Here is a 16,382-nt window from a genome sequence, read left to right on the forward strand (position 1 = left end):
GTAAAGACTGTTTGAGAGGCCCCCAAGGAGCGCGGATTGTACGCGCAGTTTCACGCCTGATAAGTAACTTTATTTTTCATATTCGACACAACAGGGGCGATCGGCAACAGCTTTGGCAAACTGCTCACGGACGGGCCATGCTGCCGTGCAAAACCGGCAACACCTGCGTGTATTTCAGCCCGAACCCTGCGTGTCGGGCATGCCGCCTCTTGTGGGGGCGGCTCAGGGCTTTTTCAAGGCGTCCTGTGCGCGTACATCCGGCCTTCCGGCCAGGCCACCGTCTCCCGCGCCGTCTCCGGCGCTGTCACCGTCTCCTGCGCTGCCTTCCGCGCCGGCTTCGCCGGCTGCCCGCCCGCCAGCACCGGCTGTGGTCCCGTCGGGCACCGCACCCTGCCGCCGCGCACGCGGATGCGCGGCGTCATAGACGGCCGCCAGGTGCTGGAAATCCAGGGCCGTGTACACCTGCGTGGTGCCGATGCTGGCGTGTCCCAGCAGCTCCTGCACGGCCCGCAGGTCGCCCGAGGACTGCAGCATGTGGCTGGCAAACGAATGTCGCAGCACGTGCGGATGGACGTGCTGTGGCAGGCCCCGTCGCTGGGCCAGCGCATCCATCCGCAGTTGTACCGAACGGTTGCTCAGCCGCCGCCCCTGCAGCGACAGGAAAAGCGGCGCGGTATCGGCTGCCGGATGCGCCGCCAGCCACTCGCCACGAATCTCCAGCCAGGCATCCAGCGCAGCCAGTGCCGCACGGCCAACCGGCACCGTGCGACGTTTTCCGCCCTTGCCCAGCACCTGCACCTCGGCCGCCGGACGGTCCAGCCAGGCCGACGAACGGGCTCCGTCCCCTGATGCCTGCAACCAACGGTGGTCCAGCGCCGTCAGTTCCGACAGACGCAACCCGCTGGAATAGAAGAGTTCGGCCATGGCCCGATCGCGGCTGGCGGTGAAAGCCTGCTCGGCCTCCACCGGACCATCGACCAGCTGCACGGCCTGGTCCACCGGCAGCGCCTTGGGCAGACGGCGGGGCCGCTTGGGCGGCCGCACTCCCTGCACGGGGTTGGCCAGGATCCGCCCATCCTCGGCCAGCGCATCGAAGAAACCACGCCATGCCGACAGCCGCCGGGCCAGCGAGGCCGGCGAGAGCCCGTCACGCGCCGCGGCCGCCACCCAGCGCCGGATGTCAGCCTCCTTCACGGCTGCCCAGTCGGTGCGTTCCCCCATGCCCACCACGAGAGTCGCCAGATCGCGCCGATAGGCATCCAGCGTATGCGCCGAGTAGCCGCGCTCGGTCTCCAGCCGCCGCAGCCAGGCGTCGATGTCGGCGCGGATGTTCAGGCCGATTCCTTCGGCGGCAGCGCCCGGGACAGCGAGGCACCCGCCATGTCGGCCAGCTGCTCCAGCACCACGGTGCCCATCCCCGCCTGGAAGCGGTTGGGATCATGACTGCCAATGACCAGCAGTCCGAAGCTGCGGATCTCGTTGCCCGCGCGCAGGGCCATGGCGGCCATCGAGGCCACTTCCTGACCACGCTCAGGGAACCAGCCCAGGATCTCGTCCTGCGTGGCCGGACCGCAATAGGGCTGCTCCAGCCGGTCGGCCCACTGCTGCAGACTGGCCGACACCGGCCCCTGCGAAGCTTCGGGCAGATTCACCTCCGCCCATAGCCGCACCACCACGAAGGGCACGTCAAAACCGCGCCGCAGGCCCGCGCACAGCAGTCCCGGCAGCCGCGCCGGATCGCGCTCGCCGAGCAGCGCATGCGCCAGCCCCTGCATCTTCATCGACAGCGCATCATTCTCGCGGCCAATGCGCAGGAAATCGGCCAGGCGCTTTTCCAGCATGCGATTGGCATCGCGCAACACCGTCACCTGGCGCTCGATCAGCGAAATGGCGCGTCCCCCATGCGGATGGCGCAGCTTGAGCTGGCTCAGCATGTCGTGGTGCGACTCGAAGAACTCGGGATTGCGCTGCAACCAGGCAGCCACCTCGTCGGCGCTCAGCGCATCGACGCGCCGGCGCTCGTCGGCCTCTCGGGGAGAGCCCCCCGGCAATGACGTGAAACTCATCGTGAATCCTGCAAAGACATCGGCGCCACACGGCCCATCCGAACGGGGCCGTGCCAGCCTGGGGCACCCCGCGTCAGCGCAAGGCCTCCCCGTCCGCCCCGGGCGGGTCATCGGGCAGCTCGACCTCGGTGGAGAACACCGTCACGGCCGGACCTGCCAGAAAGACCGGGGAGCCCGGCCCTTCCCAACGGATGGTAAGCGTTCCACCCAGCGCCCGGACCCGGACCTCATGATCCAGCAGCCCCTGTTGCATGCCCGCCACGGCGGCCGCACAGGCTCCGGTCCCGCAGGCCAGCGTCTCGCCCGCACCGCGCTCGAACACCCGCAGCGCAATCTCGCCGCGCGACAGCACCTGCATGAAACCGGCGTTCACGCGCGCCGGAAAGCGCGGATGCAGTTCGATCAGGCGCCCCTCGGTCTGCACGGGCGCCTGCTTCACGTCCTCGACCACCTGCACCGCGTGCGGGTTGCCCATGGACACCAGCGCCACCTCGCGCGTGAAGACCTCGCCGGGCGACGCCTCCAGCGCCAGCGGCCACAGCATGGCCTGCCCCTGCTGCCGGGGCACCAGACCGCGTGTGGAGAACGGCAGCCTGCCCGGATCGAACGAGGGCTCGCCCATGTTCACTTCCACGCCACCGTCAGGCAGCAACCGGGGCGAGATGATGCCGCCGCGCGTCAGCACGCGGATCCGGTCACGGTCGGTCAGTCCCTGCTCGTGCACGAAGCGCACGAAGCAGCGCGCGCCGTTGCCGCACTGCTCCACCTCGATGCCGTCGGCATTGATGATCCGGTAGACAAAATCCAGCCCCTCGGGCCCGGCCGCAGCCACCTGTTCTGCCGTCGGACGCTCGACGATCAGGATCTGGTCGGCCCCCACCCCCACATGGCGATCGGCCAGCCAGCGCCACTGCGCCAGCGACACCGGCGGCATGCCACGGGTGGCATCGATCACCACGAAATCGTTGCCGGCGCCGTGCATCTTGGTGAGCCGCAGCTTCATGCCGATCTCCCCTCGGTGGCCGGGCCATTGTCCTCCAGCGGCACCTCCTCGATCTCGGTATCGGGCATGGGCTGACCATCCACCCGGTACGGATCCGGCTCGCCCGGCGGCCGTGTCTTGAAGCGCTTGTGCGTCCAGAGGTACTGCGCCGGCGCTTCCAGCACCCGCGCCTCGATGAATTCGTTCATCCGCCGCGTGGCCGCTTCCAGATCATCCCCAGGGAAATTCTCCCAGGCAGGATAGAAGGTCGTGCGGTAGCCGGTGTCGGTCATCAGCGTCACGCAGGGCAGCACGCGGGCTCCGGTCATCTGCGCCAGCCGCGCCACCGAGGTCACCGTTGCCGCCGGCACGCCGAAGAACGGCACGAAGACCGAATCGCGCGCGCCCAGGTCCATGTCGGGCAGGAAATAGAAAGGCACCCCTTCGCGGATCTTGCGGATCGCGCCGCGCAGCCCGTCCTGACGGGACAGCACCATCGCGCCGCTGAAGCGGGCCCGGCCCTTGCGCATTTCCTCGTTGAACACCTTGTTCTTCTGGTTGGCGAACATGGTGAACATGGTGCGGTCCATGGACAGGCGCGTGCCGCCCGCATCCATCCCCAGGAAATGGGGTGCCAGCAGGATGAGCGGCTTGCCCTCCAGCTCATCGATCAGATGGACATTCTCCAGCTGCACCAGCTTGCGCAGGTACGCTTCCGGCCGGTACCACAGCATGAAACGGTCCAGAAAGCTGCGCGCAAAGAACTTGCAGTGCGCCAGGATGAGCGCCTCACGCTCGTGCTCGGGCATCTGCGGAAAACACAGTCGCAGGTTCACCCGGGCAATGTGGGTGCGCCGCCGTACCCCGTGGTACAGCACCACCCCCGCCAGATTGCCCAGACGACGCAGCCAGGAATACGGCAGCGCTGCCAGCATGCGGAATACTGCCAGCAGAATGCGCGACACGTTCACCGGTTGCTATCCTCCAGATTCGGGATGAACGGGCGGGATGCAGCCCATGACCATGTTCACCTCGGGGTTTCGGGTCGGCGGCGTCATGCCGGCCGGCACCTTGTAACGGTTGTAGTTCCAGACATACTGCTCGGGACGCCGCCGCACCAGTGCCTCGATGCGGGCATTGATCGTGGCCGGATCCGGAAGGCCTTCCAGGTCCTCGACCTCCACTTCCCAGCCCTGACCGTCGGCCTGGCGCCACACTGCCATCAAGCATACACGGGCCCCGGTCTTTTGCGCCAGCCGAAGCGGCAGCGTCATGGTGAAGGCCGGCCGGCCAAAGAAATCGGCCCAGAGACCATCACCGGCCGAGGGCACCTGATCGGGCAGGATGCCCACCGCCTCCCCGCGCTTCAGGGCCCGCAGCAGCGCCCGCACGCCCGACGTGTCCGCCGGCACCGGCGTCACCCCGGTCTGAGACCGTCCCACCCGCAGCAGCCGGTGCATGGCCGGATGGCGCGGCGCCTTGTACAGCACGGTAATGGGTGCCGTCAGGCCATAGGCCCGCGCCCCCATCTCGAAACAGCCGATGTGCGGCGTCAGGATGATCAGACCGCGGTTGTCGCCTGCGGCCTGGCGCGCCAGGGTCTCCTGGGCCAGACGGGTCATGGCCTCATGACCACGGCGCGCCAGCAGGTCGGCGTCGGGTCGGAACCACACATAGGCGCTCTCGATGGCAGCCTTGCCGGCTGCCGCAGCACTGCCCCAGGCCAGCCGGCGGCTGTATAACCCTGCCGTCTTCAGGTTATTGCGAGTCTTGCGACGCAGGCCGGCGCTACAAACATAGGCCAGCCGCCCCAGGCAACCTCCCACGGCATGCAACAGCGGCAAAGGGAGACGCCCCAGACCCTTCACCGTCCGGACCAGAGCGGCAGAAATGCGGCAGGTGTGATCGATTTCCATGGCGTGGCAAGGCACCGTCGCTATAATTTGCACCGCGGCCACCGAGTTAATTGGGACAACTTGCGGGGTGGCCGACGGTCCGGGCGGATGCCCTAGACCGTATTGAAGCAAATTACTGCGTTCCGCTAAAGCGTCGCGGCTTCCCAGGAAGCTGGCAACGCCGGAAAAACGACAGGTTGCAACACCTGCCGGCCATTCCGGACCCAAGGCCCAATCCAAATTCTTGCGGGAAAGCCCCCATCATGAGCGAATACCTCTTCACCTCCGAGTCCGTCTCCGAAGGTCACCCCGACAAGGTCGCCGACCAGATCTCCGACGCCATCCTGGACGCCCTGCTGGCCCAGGACCCCAAGTCGCGCGTGGCTGCCGAAACCCTGTGCACCACCGGTCTGGTGCTGCTGGCCGGTGAAATCACCTCCAAGGCCAACATCGACTACATCGGCGTGGCCCGTGACACCATCGCGCGCATCGGCTACGACAACACCGAATACGGCATCGACTACAAGGGCTGCTCGGTCCAGGTTGCCTACGACAAGCAGAGCCCCGACATCGCCCAGGGCGTCGACCGTGCCGAAGATGACAACCTCGACCAGGGCGCTGGCGACCAGGGCCTGATGTTTGGCTACGCCTGCGACGAGACCCCGGTGCTGATGCCGGCTGCCATCTACTACGCACACCGCATCGTCGAGCGTCAGGCCAGCCTGCGCCGCGACGGCCGTCTGCCCTGGCTGCGCCCCGACGCCAAGTCGCAGGTCACGCTGCGCTACGTCGACGGCCGCCCGCACTCCATCGACACCATCGTGCTGTCCACCCAGCACCACCCCGACATCGCCCAGAAGGACCTGAAAGAGGCGGTCATCGAGGAAATCGTCAAGCCGGTGCTGCCGGCCGACCTGGTCAAGGGTGACATCAAGTACCTGATCAACCCCACCGGCCGCTTCGTCATCGGTGGCCCGCAGGGCGACTGCGGCCTCACCGGCCGCAAGATCATCGTCGACACCTACGGCGGTGCCGCACCGCACGGCGGTGGCGCCTTCTCCGGCAAGGACCCCTCCAAGGTCGACCGTTCGGCCGCCTATGCCGCCCGCTACGTGGCCAAGAACATCGTGGCTGCCGGCCTGGCCAAGCGCTGCACGGTGCAGATCAGCTACGCCATCGGTGTGGCCAAGCCCACGTCCATCCTGGTCGATACCCACGGTACCGGCAAGGTCTCCGACGAGAAGCTCACTGCCCTGGTGCGCAAGCACTTCGACCTGCGTCCGAAGGGCATCGTCCAGATGCTGGACCTGCTGCGCCCCATCTACGGCAAGACGGCCGCCTACGGCCACTTCGGCCGCGAGGAGCCCGAGTTCACCTGGGAAGCCACCGACAAGGCGGCCGCCCTGCGTGCCGACGCCGGTCTCTGATCGGCCATCCGGCCGCCCCGACCTGCCGTTGCGCAGTCGCCACATGGCATCACCGTGCAACAGATCGGGGCGGCCGTCCCCAAATTGCGGATGGCAGCCTATAATGCCCGCCATCCCGTCATGTCGAGAAGCGTTGCGACCAGGAATTCCCTCCTGGCCAGGCTCGACCTGATCAGAACGAAACGACGCTTGCATCCCATCCCACGGCTGCAGGCGTCTTTTTTTTGCCTGCAGCGGCACCCCAGCCATTCCGCCACGGGTGCCATCCCTATACCGGAGCCCACATGAACGCACCTGCTGCCAAAGACTACAGCATCGCCGATCTCTCCCTGGCCGACTGGGGCCGCAAGGAAATCAAGATCGCCGAGACCGAGATGCCCGGCCTGATGGCCATCCGCCGCGAATACGCTGCCGCCCAGCCGCTCAAGGGCGCACGCATCACCGGCTCGCTGCACATGACCATCCAGACCGCCGTGCTGATGGAAACCCTCGTGGCCCTGGGCGCCGAACTGCGCTGGGCCTCGTGCAACATCTTCTCCACGCAGGACCACGCCGCTGCGGCCATGGTGGCCGCCGGCATCCCCACCTTCGCCGTGAAGGGTGAATCGCTGGAAGACTACTGGCGCTACACCCACGCCATCTTCGAGTGGGCCGACGGCAAGCCCTCCAACATGATCCTGGACGACGGCGGCGACGCCACGCTGCTGCTGCACCTGGGTGCCCGCGCCGCCAAGGATCCGTCGGTGCTGGCCAACCCCGGCAGCGAAGAAGAGAAGATCCTCTTCGCCACCATCAAGGAGCGCCTGAAGACCGACCCCACGTTCTATCAGCGCAACCTGGACGCCATCATCGGCGTGACCGAAGAGACCACCACCGGCGTGCATCGCCTGCAGCAGATGTCCGAGCGCGGCGAGCTGAAACTGCGCGCCATCAATGTCAACGACTCGGTCACCAAGTCCAAGTTCGACAACCTGTACGGCTGCCGTGAATCGCTGGTCGACGGCATCAAGCGCGCCACCGACGTGATGGTGGCCGGCAAGATCGCCGTGGTGGCCGGCTACGGTGACGTGGGCAAAGGCTCGGCCCAGGCCCTGCGTGCCCTGTCCGCCCAGGTCTGGGTCACCGAGATCGACCCGATCTGCGCCCTGCAGGCCGCCATGGAAGGCTATCGCGTCGTCACCATGGAATACGCCGCCGACAAGGCCGACATCTTCGTCACCACCACCGGCAACAAGGATGTCATCCGTCACGAGCACATGGTGGCCATGAAGGACGAGGCCATCGTCTGCAACATCGGCCACTTCGACAACGAGATCGATGTCGCCTCGCTGTCCAAGTACACCTGGGAAAACATCAAGCCCCAGGTCGACCACATCATCTTCCCGGACGGCAAGCGCATCATCCTGCTGGCCCAGGGTCGCCTGGTCAACCTGGGTTGCGCCACCGGCCACCCGTCCTACGTGATGAGCTCCTCCTTCGCCAACCAGACGCTGGCGCAGATCGAACTCTTCACCCGGCCCGACTACTACCAGCCCGGCAAGGTCTACGTGCTGCCCAAGCACCTGGACGAGAAGGTCGCCCGCCTGCAGCTCGACCGCCTCAACGCCCAGCTGAGCAAGCTCACGCCGGAACAGGCCGCCTACATCGGCGTGCCGGTCGAAGGCCCCTACAAGCCCGACACCTACCGCTACTGATGTCCACGCGCGCGGATGTCGCGCTGGTCGAGCGGGGCCTGGTCAGGTCCCGCACGCTGGCACGACGGCTGATCGAGGCGGGCGCCGTCCTCACCGACGGCCCGGGCGGCGAAGTCCCCGTGACACGCGCCGCCCAGCCCATCTTCCCCGACCAGCCCCTGCGCGTCCTGGAATCCGAAACGACCCGTTTCGTCTCGCGGGGTGGCAACAAGCTGGATGCCGCCCTGCAGGCTGCCGGCATCGACTGCACCGGCCTCGATGCCCTGGATGTCGGCATGTCCACCGGCGGCTTCACCCACTGCCTGCTGGCGCGTGGCGCACGGCAGGTACTGGGCATCGAAGTCGGCCATGGCCAGCTCGATCCTGTCCTGGCCGCCGATCCCCGGGTGCTCTGCCTGGAGCACACCCACATCCGCGACGTGCACCTGGCCGACCTGCGGCTGCCCGACGGCAGCGCCCCCGCCCAGGGCTTCGCACTCATCGTCGTCGACCTCTCCTTCATTGCCGCCAGCCACCTGCTGAACAAGCTGGCCACGCTGGCCGCACCGGGCGGCCGACTGACCTGCCTCATCAAGCCCCAGTTCGAACTGGGCCCCCAGGCCCGCAACCGCCAGGGCATCGTCCGGGCCGACGCCGACCTGAACGGCCTGCGCCGTGACGTCATCCAGCGTGCAGAAGACGCCGGCTGGCAGGTCAACGACTGGCAACGCTGCGCCCTCGTTGGCGGCGACGGCAACCAGGAGTACTTTCTGATCGCCACCCGCCGGCCCTGAACCCCGCCTTCTCCTCACACCATGACCCGACAAGCCCCCTCGCTCAGCTTCGAGTTCTTCCCGCCTACCACCGATGCCGGCGCCCAGAAGCTGCTCGAAACCCACCGCGCCCTGCAGGCCCTGCAGCCCGAATACTTCAGCGTCACCTTCGGCGCTGGCGGCAGCACCCAGGCCCGCACCGCCGAAGCCGTCACCAACCTGACGGCGGCCGGCTCGGAAGTGGCCCCGCACCTGACCTGCGTGGGCGCCACCCGCGACAGCATCCGTGAACTGCTGGACGGCTACCGCGCCCAGGGCGTCAAGCGCCTGGTGGCCCTGCGTGGCGACCTGCCCTCCGGCACCATGTCCCTGGGCGACTTCCAGCACGCCTCCGACCTGGTGCGTTTCGTGCGCGAGCACAGCGGCGACTGGTTCACCATCGAAGTGGCGGCCTACCCCGAGATGCACCCCCAGGCCACCTCGCCCGACACCGACCTGGCGCACTTCGCCGAGAAAGTGGCGGCCGGTGCAGACTCCGCCATCACCCAGTACTTCTACAACGCCGACGCCTACTTCAGCTTCGTCGAGCGGGCCCGTGCCGCCGGTGTCACCATCCCCATCGTGCCCGGCATCATGCCCATCCTCAACTACACCCAGCTGTCGCGCTTCTCGGACAACTGCGGTGCCGAAATTCCGCGCTGGATCCGCCTGCGCCTGGCCGCCTTCCACGACGACATGGACTCGCTGCGCGCCTTCGGCCATGACGTGGTCGTGGACCTGTGCGACCGGCTGCTGGCCGGCGGTGCCCCCGGCATCCACTTCTACACCATGAACCAGGCCGGCCCCTGCGCCGCCATCTGGCAGGCGCTCAAGCGCTGATCCCCCCGGGCACCGGCTCCGTGCCGGTGCCCTGCTGCGCCCACCCCTCCCCGCGCCCCCTACCTCTTCCTGCGGTCTTCCCCGACCGTCTCCCCAAGCCAATTCCCCGGCAAGTTCCCCCGGCCACTTTCCCCGGCCACCACCCTCGTCCATCGCACCGCCCCCCTGGCTGCCAGACACCCCGGCTTCACATAGACTCCCCCCCCATGCCCGTGCATACCGTACGGATCAGGACATCCGTCACACACCCCGCACCCGGCATGCCGCCCGTCAGCCCCTGCCGGCCGACACGGACCTGAGCGCACGCCATCCTGCCCCGGCTCGCTAAGATGCTCCTCCCGGATCCTCCCTTTCGGATCCGTGTTGCAGGCCACTTCCCCGTGAAGGACCGTCAACCTGGAGCATTCCCTTGTCCACCGTAGTCGACCAGACGATACCGGCCACCCCGCCGATGACGGCCAATCGCCGTTACCGGATCGCCGTCCAGGATCTGCGACTGAACATGTTCGTCGTGGAGCTGGATCGGCCGTGGCTCGACACGCCCTTCCTGCTGCAGGGGTTCCTGATCGACGACCAGGTGGAGCTGGACACCCTGGCGCGGTACTGCAACTACGTCTACGTCGACCTCGAACTGTCCTCGCCCAGCGTGGCCATGGACATCCGCGTGGCCGACGCCAATTTCGGGCGCCTGTCCGCCGAGACCCGGCCCATGCCCAACGCCATCGCGCATGAGCCCCCGACATCGCCCGCAACCATCATCCACGCCCACAGTGCGCCCAATAGCGTGCCGGCACCGGCCGCCCCGGCTCCCCTTGAGCCTCCGATGCGGCGCTCGAAATCGGCCTCGGCCGCGAAAAAGCCGCTGGAATACGAGGAACCCAGGACCCGCATCCTGGGCGCCGCAGCGCCCCGGCCGCCCCGGCGCTACAAGCCGCGCACTGACGCCAGTGTCTCGCGCGAGACGCGCCAGCGCTTCCGCCAGATGGTCAAGCAGACCGCCAACTCCCCCAAGGACAACGACCAGGGGATGCTGGAGCGGATGCTGTTCTGGATCACCGACCACCTGGCCCAGAGCCGCGAGCTGGAGCAGCACAGACGCACCATCCAGCAGATTCCCGAGCTGAAGTCCTCCGGCATCAAGCTGACCCGCTATGAAGTGCGTCGGCCCATGGAGGCGGAACTGCCGCGTGCGCGGCACGCCTTCAAGTCCGGCGAGACGGCCCTCAACGCACTGATCGAGGACATCCGTCACGGCAACACCCTGGACATGGACGCCGTGGCCGGCGCCGTCGACAGCATGGTCGACAGCGTGCTGGACAACCCCGATGCCATGATGTGGATCGCGCGACTGCGCGAAGAGGACATCCAGGTCTATCACCACGGCGTGCGCGTGGCCCTGTACCTCGTGGCGCTCGGCCGGCACCTGGGCTTTCCGCGTCAGGAACTCAGCTACCTGGGCCAGATCGGCATGCTGGCCGACGTCGGCAAGACCAAGATCCCGCGTGCCCTGCTGGAAAAACCCGGCCTGCTGTCGGCGGCCGAATTCGGGCTGGTCAAGGAACACGTCAACCTGTCGCTGCACATCCTCAACAGCGGCCCCGCGCTGCCGCCGCAGGTGCTGCAGGGCATCAGCCAGCACCACGAACGCATCGACGGCTCGGGCTACCCCAATCAGCTCAAGGGCGACAAGATCAGCATCTACGGCAAGATGGCGGCCATCGCCGATTCCTTTGCCGCGCTGATCACCCCCCGCCCCTACGCCAAGGCCTCCGCCCCGCAGGATGCCCTGATGAACCTGTACGAATGGAGCGGCACCTCGTTCCATGAGCCGCTCGTCGAGCAGTTCGTGCAGGCCATCGGCGTCTTCCCGGTCGGCAGCCTGGTGGAACTGTCCAGTGGCGAAGTGGCGGTCGTCATTGCCCACAACCGCGTGCGCCGACTGGAACCGCGCGTACTGGTGCTGTCGGAGCCCGACAAGACACCGCTTGAAGTGCCCATCGAGCGCGACCTCTACCAGGAGTCGAAGGACAGCCGTGGACGACAGAAAAAATCCCTGCGAATCGTGCGCGGTCTGCCTGCCGGCACCCACGGATTCAAACTGCAGGATTATTACCTCGATGAGGTCCAGACCCAGCATGGAAGCACCGCTCAATCAGCGCCTGACGCCCAATGAACTGCTGGCCCACGGGCAGCAACTGCTCAGCCGCAAGGCACCGGGCCAGCCCCTCCTGCTCACCATCGGCCTGAACCGTTCGGACCAGCTGCAGGCCCTGGCGCGCGACCCGCACGCCAACCTGGTGCTGGGCGAGATCATCAAGCGCATCGGCAAGCGCCTGCGCGCCGAAGACCGCGTGGCCACCGCCGCCTTCGACGAGATCTGGATCCTCATTGCCAACGTGCCCAACGAAGCCGTCGCCACCACCGTGGCCACGGCCTTCCGCGAAGCACTGTACGTGCCCATCCACATCCCGCTGCAGAACTCGCAGACCCTCACCGCCCAGCTGCAGCCCATCATCGGTGGCGCCTGGAGCCGCAGCAGCACCGTCAGCATCGGCGGCCTGCTGCAGGGCGCCTGGGATGCACGCCAGCTGGCGGCCGAGCGCGAGGAACGGCTGCTGGTGCAATGCATCGGCGCCGATGACAACGCCGCGCGCATGGCCGAGATCGAGACCGCCCTGCGCCGTCACCTCTTCAGCAACGACCTGGAAGTGCATTTCCAGCCGCAGATCGACCTGGCCACCAACCAGTGTCACGCCGCCGAGGCGCTGATCCGCTGGCCGCGCAACCACCCGCTGCAGGTCAGCCCCGCCATGATCGCCTCCATCTGCGACGACCGCGGCATGATCGGCCAGCTCACCCAGTTCGTCATCAACACCGTGCTGCGCCAGCAGATGATGTGGCAGGCCCAGGGCATCGACCTCAGCATCGGCATCAACCTCTCGGCCAAGACCGCCAACGACCCCGGCTTTGCCGCCCAGGTGGCCCAGGCCTGCGAGACCTGGAGCCTGTCGCCCACCCGACTGCTGTTCGAACTGACCGAAGACTCGATCGTGCGCAACGAACGCGCCACCATCGAGTGCATGCACGCCCTGCGCAACATCGGCTGCGAACTGTCCATCGACGACTTCGGCACCGGCTACTCGTCGTTCGCCTACCTGCGCCAGTTCCCCGTGCATGAACTGAAGCTCGACCGCGTGTTCATCCAGAACCTGGTCAACGACCGCGGCGACCAGCAGATCGTCAAGGCACTGATCGACCTGGCCCACGCCTTCGACCTGCGTGCCCTGGCCGAAGGCGTCGACGACCCGGCCGCCGTCCACATGCTGCGCGAATTCGGCTGCGACCGCGTGCAGGGATTCCTGTACGCCCGCGCCCTGCCCGCCGAGGAACTGATCCCCTGGATCCAGCGCTTCAATCAGGGCGAGGCCATGGCCACGATGCAGCGCGACGGCGTCAGCAGCATCGACAGCGGCATGTCCCAGACATCCGGCGCCCACGAGCTGGTCTCGGCCTGATCGTAGGCCACCCCCACGCTGCCGGTCCTGCGAAACGCCGGCAGCGCCAGCGTGCGGTCATAGAAGCCGCCCCCATACCCCAGCCGGTAGGGGCGGCCATCCAGCACCCGGAAGCCCACGCACGGAATCACCAGCACATCGGGCACCACTGTCTCGTCCGTCTCGGGCACCTGCACCCCGAAGGCGGCCGTGCGCAACGGCGCCCCGGCCTCCCACACCCGGAACGTCAGCGGCTCGTTCTTGCCCGTCACCACCGGCAGCGCCAGCCGCCGCCCCTGCGCCCGCCACTGCGCATAGCAGGCCGAAAGATCCGGTTCGCTCCGGATCGGCAGATAAACGCCGATATTGTCCGCACTTTGCAACAGATCGGCCCCCAGCAATTGCTGGCACAGTAAGGTGTCGAGATGCACGCGCCCAGCCTGCGCCATGTCCGAGCGCAAGGTCAGCAACTGCTGCCGCAGCGCCTTGCGTGCTATGCTGGATTCGGAAGATTTGTCCACATGAACATTCTAAACGCGGTGCGCGGCCAGCCCCTGGCCCGCAAGACCCTGGCCCTGTCCCTGCTGGCTGCCCTCTGCACGCTGCACGCACGCACCGCCCTGCCCGACACACAGCCCGGCACCGCCCCGGCCTCCGTTTCCGAAGCTGCCCCGGACCTTACCCCGCTGACCTCGGCCACCAGCGTCCCCGCCCCATCCGACGATGGTGCCGGCACGCTGGGCGCCAGCGCCCTGCAGCCCGGCGTCTCCAGCATCCTGGCGCGGCTCTCGCCCGCCATCATCTACGTCCCGCCCGTCGTCACCGACCCCGTGGACCTGGCCATCCTGGACGCCCGCAAGGCCATGCAGGCCAACAACCTGGCCGCCTTCGACACCGCGGCAGCCCTCGTTCCACGCGGCCATGCCCTGTCCAGCTACCTCGACTACTGGCGCATTCGCATCCGTCTGGCCGCCAGCGACCCCACCGATGCCGAGTACCTGGCCGTCAGCGCCGACGCCCGCGCCTACCTGAAACAGTTCCCCCGCACCCTCACGGCCGACCTGCTGCGCCGCGACTGGATGCTGGCGGCCGGCCGCCGCCAGGACTGGGCCACCATCGACGCCCTCTACCCGGCCTGGACCCTGAAGGACGAAAGCGCCCCCGAATGCCTGGCCAGCCTCTCGGCCCTGTCCCGCGTCGAAGAAGGCAAACACCCGGGCGCTGCCACCCTGCGGCACGCCACCAGCCTGCTGCTTCAGCCCCAGGCCCTCAACAGCAGCTGCACTGCCCTGCTGCAGACCCTGGCCGAGCACGAATGGCTCACCCCGGCCCAGCGCCAGCAGCGTCTGAACCTGGCCCTGGAAATCAACAACCCCGCCGAGATCCGCCAGGCCGTCGCCCTGCTGCCGCAGCCGCCCGAGGCCAAGGCTCTCGATCTGGCCCTGAACAAGCCCGCCCAGCTGCTGAACGCCACCGCCCTCCTGGTGCCCACGGCCAAGGCCCCCCTGCGCAGCGCAGCCGTCACACAGCCCGGCGTCCGGACTGCCAGCCATCGCAGCCAGATATCTGCCCACCTCATCCCTGCCGACGGCCGCCAGCACGCCACCGTGCTGACCGTCGCACAGCGTGAGAGCGGCCCCCGGAGCAGCGCCACCCGGAGCAGCGCCACCCGCAAGAACACCAACGCCGCCGAGGCCGCCGGCCGGACAAAAGCATCCCTGGCCACCCCCGGCAGCAAGAACGCCATCTCCCGCACACACAAGGCAGCCACCGGCAAGGCAACCCACAAGACCACCCACGCTGCCGCACAGAAATCCGGCGCCCACCGCAAGGCAGGCGCCGCGGCCGCCACCGCTGCTGCCGCCAGCAAGGCGGCAGCCCGCACCCCGCTCACCCCGGTGCTGACCCGCATCGCCCTCGTGCGCCTGGCCCGGCAGGACCCGGCCCGCGCCGCCGCCCTCATGGACGCCGGCAAGACCCCCGACGGCCGTACCCTGAAACTGGGCACCGCCGACCGTGCCTTTGTCTGGTCCCAGATCGCCGCCGCCGGCATGTTCCGCCTCGACCCCCAGGCGCCCGCCTGGGCCGAACACGCCCGGAATGCCGCCATCAGCGACCACACACGCGTCTGGCTGGCCCGCGCCGCCCTGGCCCAAGAGGACTGGACCGGACTGGAGCGCATCCTGCGCACCATGGATCCCGCCCTGCGCCAAAGCCCCACCTGGACCTACTGGCACGGCCGCGCCCAGGACGCCCTGGGGCACCACAAGCAGGCACGCCACATCTTCCAGGGCCTGGCCACACGGCACGACTACTACGGCAAACTGGCCCGCGAAGAACTGGCCCTGCCTCCGGCCGCCCTGCCTGCGCCCAAGGCGCCCCCGGCCAGCCTCGTCAAGGCCATGGATGACAACGACGGCATCCGTCAGGCCATGGCCTTCTACGCCCTGGGCCTGCGCGGCGAAGGCAACCGCGAATGGAACTTCCAGATGCGCGGCCGCAATGAACAGGAGCTGCGCGCCGCCGCCACTTGGGCTGCCCGCCACGGCCTGCTCGACCGCGCCATCAACACCGACGAACGCATCCTCACCGGCCAGGCCGACTACAGCCTGCGATTCCCCACGCCCTTCGCCGAACAGCTGCTGACCATCACCAGCCAGCAGGCTGTCGACCCCGCGTGGGTCTACGGCCTCATCCGGCAGGAATCCCGCTTCGTCATGCAGGCCCGCTCCCACGTCGGCGCCTCCGGCCTGATGCAGATCATGCCCGACACCGCCCGCTGGGTGGCCCGCCAGATGGGCAACACCACCTACCAGGCCGGCCAGATCGACGACCTCACCACCAACCTCACCTTCGGCAGCTACTACCTCAAGCGTGCCCTGGACGACCTGAGCGGCTCGCCCGTCCTGGCCACCGCCGGCTACAACGCCGGCCCCCGGCGTGCCCACACCTGGCGTGCCAGCCTGTCACGCCCGCTGGAAGGCGCCATCTTCACCGAGCTCATCCCCTTCACCGAAACCCGCCACTACGTGAAGGCCGTGCTCTCCAACACCGTGGACTACGCCACCCTCTTCTCCGGCCAGCCCCAGTCGCTCAAATCCTGGCTGGCCACCATCACGCCACAGCCGGTGGGGGTGGCACAGTTGCCATAATCTCGGCTACGGCCATCGAGGCATGGTCGAGACACCCGGAA

At 67.8% G+C, this 16,382-nt stretch carries 12 protein-coding genes, 1 pseudogene and 1 riboswitch; of the genes and pseudogenes, 7 read left to right on the forward strand and 6 right to left on the reverse strand.

Translation table 11 applies throughout. From position 1 onward, the window contains the following. Positions 1–390: 390 nt before the first annotated feature. The 5 genes and pseudogenes from xerC to EL249_RS01660 all read right to left on the reverse strand — a co-directional run. A pseudogene (xerC, locus tag EL249_RS01640) lies at positions 391–1,341 on the reverse strand (tyrosine recombinase XerC); the annotation flags it as partial. Then, positions 1,332–2,066 carry a DUF484 family protein gene (locus EL249_RS01645; protein ID WP_005674766.1) on the reverse strand — a complete coding sequence of 245 codons (735 nt, stop codon included), beginning with the start codon at positions 2,064–2,066 and terminating at the stop codon, positions 1,332–1,334. The gene EL249_RS01645 and the pseudogene xerC, both read right to left, overlap by 10 nt. 73 nt (positions 2,067–2,139) lie before the next feature. Continuing rightward, positions 2,140–3,069, reverse strand: a complete 930-nt coding sequence (gene dapF, locus EL249_RS01650) for a diaminopimelate epimerase (RefSeq protein ID WP_005674765.1) — start codon at positions 3,067–3,069, stop codon at positions 2,140–2,142. Continuing rightward, positions 3,066–4,019 (reverse strand): lysophospholipid acyltransferase family protein, encoded by a 954-nt coding sequence (locus EL249_RS01655; protein WP_005674764.1) that lies wholly within the window; start codon positions 4,017–4,019, stop codon positions 3,066–3,068. The genes dapF and EL249_RS01655 overlap by 4 nt, the downstream gene beginning before the upstream one ends. Positions 4,020–4,025: 6 nt before the next feature. Next, positions 4,026–4,964, reverse strand: coding sequence for a lysophospholipid acyltransferase family protein (locus EL249_RS01660; protein WP_005674763.1), 939 nt, complete (start codon positions 4,962–4,964; stop codon positions 4,026–4,028). 239 nt (positions 4,965–5,203) lie between these two features. On the opposite strand from EL249_RS01660, the gene metK reads away from it, so the two are divergent. The 6 genes from metK to EL249_RS01690 all read left to right on the forward strand — a co-directional run bounded on the left by metK (position 5,204) and on the right by EL249_RS01690 (position 13,210). Further along, a complete protein-coding gene (gene metK, locus EL249_RS01665; protein ID WP_148669032.1) occupies positions 5,204–6,370 on the forward strand; it encodes a methionine adenosyltransferase in 1,167 nt (388 codons plus the stop codon). Positions 6,371–6,489: 119 nt separating this feature from the next. After that, positions 6,490–6,568: riboswitch (S-adenosyl-L-homocysteine riboswitch) on the forward strand. Positions 6,569–6,654: 86 nt separating this feature from the next. After that, complete coding sequence (ahcY, locus tag EL249_RS01670; RefSeq protein WP_005674760.1) at positions 6,655–8,064, forward strand: adenosylhomocysteinase; 1,410 nt, start codon at positions 6,655–6,657, stop codon at positions 8,062–8,064. Then, on the forward strand, positions 8,064–8,837 hold the full coding sequence (locus tag EL249_RS01675; RefSeq protein WP_005674759.1) for a TlyA family RNA methyltransferase: 774 nt from the start codon (positions 8,064–8,066) through the stop codon (positions 8,835–8,837). Before ahcY ends, EL249_RS01675 begins: the two co-directional genes overlap by 1 nt. Before the next feature lie 21 nt (positions 8,838–8,858). Next, positions 8,859–9,695: a methylenetetrahydrofolate reductase [NAD(P)H] gene (metF, locus tag EL249_RS01680; RefSeq protein WP_005674758.1), complete on the forward strand. Its 837-nt coding sequence runs from the start codon at positions 8,859–8,861 to the stop codon at positions 9,693–9,695. A 409-nt stretch (positions 9,696–10,104) separates the two neighbouring features. Continuing rightward, positions 10,105–11,868, forward strand: coding sequence for a cyclic di-GMP phosphodiesterase (locus EL249_RS01685; protein ID WP_126348040.1), 1,764 nt, complete (start codon positions 10,105–10,107; stop codon positions 11,866–11,868). After that, positions 11,813–13,210, forward strand: a complete 1,398-nt coding sequence (locus tag EL249_RS01690; protein ID WP_148669025.1) for an EAL domain-containing protein — start codon at positions 11,813–11,815, stop codon at positions 13,208–13,210. Before EL249_RS01685 ends, EL249_RS01690 begins: the two co-directional genes overlap by 56 nt. Here the strand turns inward: EL249_RS01690 and EL249_RS01695 are convergent. Continuing rightward, positions 13,111–13,710 (reverse strand): 5-formyltetrahydrofolate cyclo-ligase, encoded by a 600-nt coding sequence (locus EL249_RS01695; protein ID WP_005674752.1) that lies wholly within the window; start codon positions 13,708–13,710, stop codon positions 13,111–13,113. The two genes, EL249_RS01690 and EL249_RS01695, sit on opposite strands and share 100 nt — an antisense overlap. On the opposite strand from EL249_RS01695, the gene EL249_RS01700 reads away from it, so the two are divergent. Further along, entirely contained in the window at positions 13,711–16,341 is a 2,631-nt protein-coding gene (locus tag EL249_RS01700; protein WP_005674751.1) for a lytic transglycosylase domain-containing protein, read from the forward strand. Positions 16,342–16,382: the final 41 nt, after the last annotated feature.

It is taken from the genome of Lautropia mirabilis (assembly GCF_900637555.1).
In the GTDB taxonomy this organism is placed as follows: Bacteria; Pseudomonadota; Gammaproteobacteria; order Burkholderiales; family Burkholderiaceae_E; genus Lautropia; species Lautropia mirabilis.

What these genes read in the sequence shown, in the direction of transcription:
- ahcY (WP_005674760.1), top strand. Translation starts at nt 6,655, where the DNA reads ATGAACGCACCTGCTGCCAAAGACTACAGCATCGCCGATCTCTCCCTG.
- EL249_RS01700 (WP_005674751.1), top strand. Translation starts at nt 13,711, where the DNA reads ATGAACATTCTAAACGCGGTGCGCGGCCAGCCCCTGGCCCGCAAGACC.
- EL249_RS01690 (WP_148669025.1), top strand. Translation starts at nt 11,813, where the DNA reads ATGAGGTCCAGACCCAGCATGGAAGCACCGCTCAATCAGCGCCTGACG.
- metF (WP_005674758.1), top strand. Translation starts at nt 8,859, where the DNA reads ATGACCCGACAAGCCCCCTCGCTCAGCTTCGAGTTCTTCCCGCCTACC.
- dapF (WP_005674765.1), bottom strand. Translation starts at nt 3,069, where the DNA reads ATGAAGCTGCGGCTCACCAAGATGCACGGCGCCGGCAACGATTTCGTG.
- EL249_RS01675 (WP_005674759.1), top strand. Translation starts at nt 8,064, where the DNA reads ATGTCCACGCGCGCGGATGTCGCGCTGGTCGAGCGGGGCCTGGTCAGG.
- EL249_RS01645 (WP_005674766.1), bottom strand. Translation starts at nt 2,066, where the DNA reads ATGAGTTTCACGTCATTGCCGGGGGGCTCTCCCCGAGAGGCCGACGAG.
- EL249_RS01660 (WP_005674763.1), bottom strand. Translation starts at nt 4,964, where the DNA reads ATGGAAATCGATCACACCTGCCGCATTTCTGCCGCTCTGGTCCGGACG.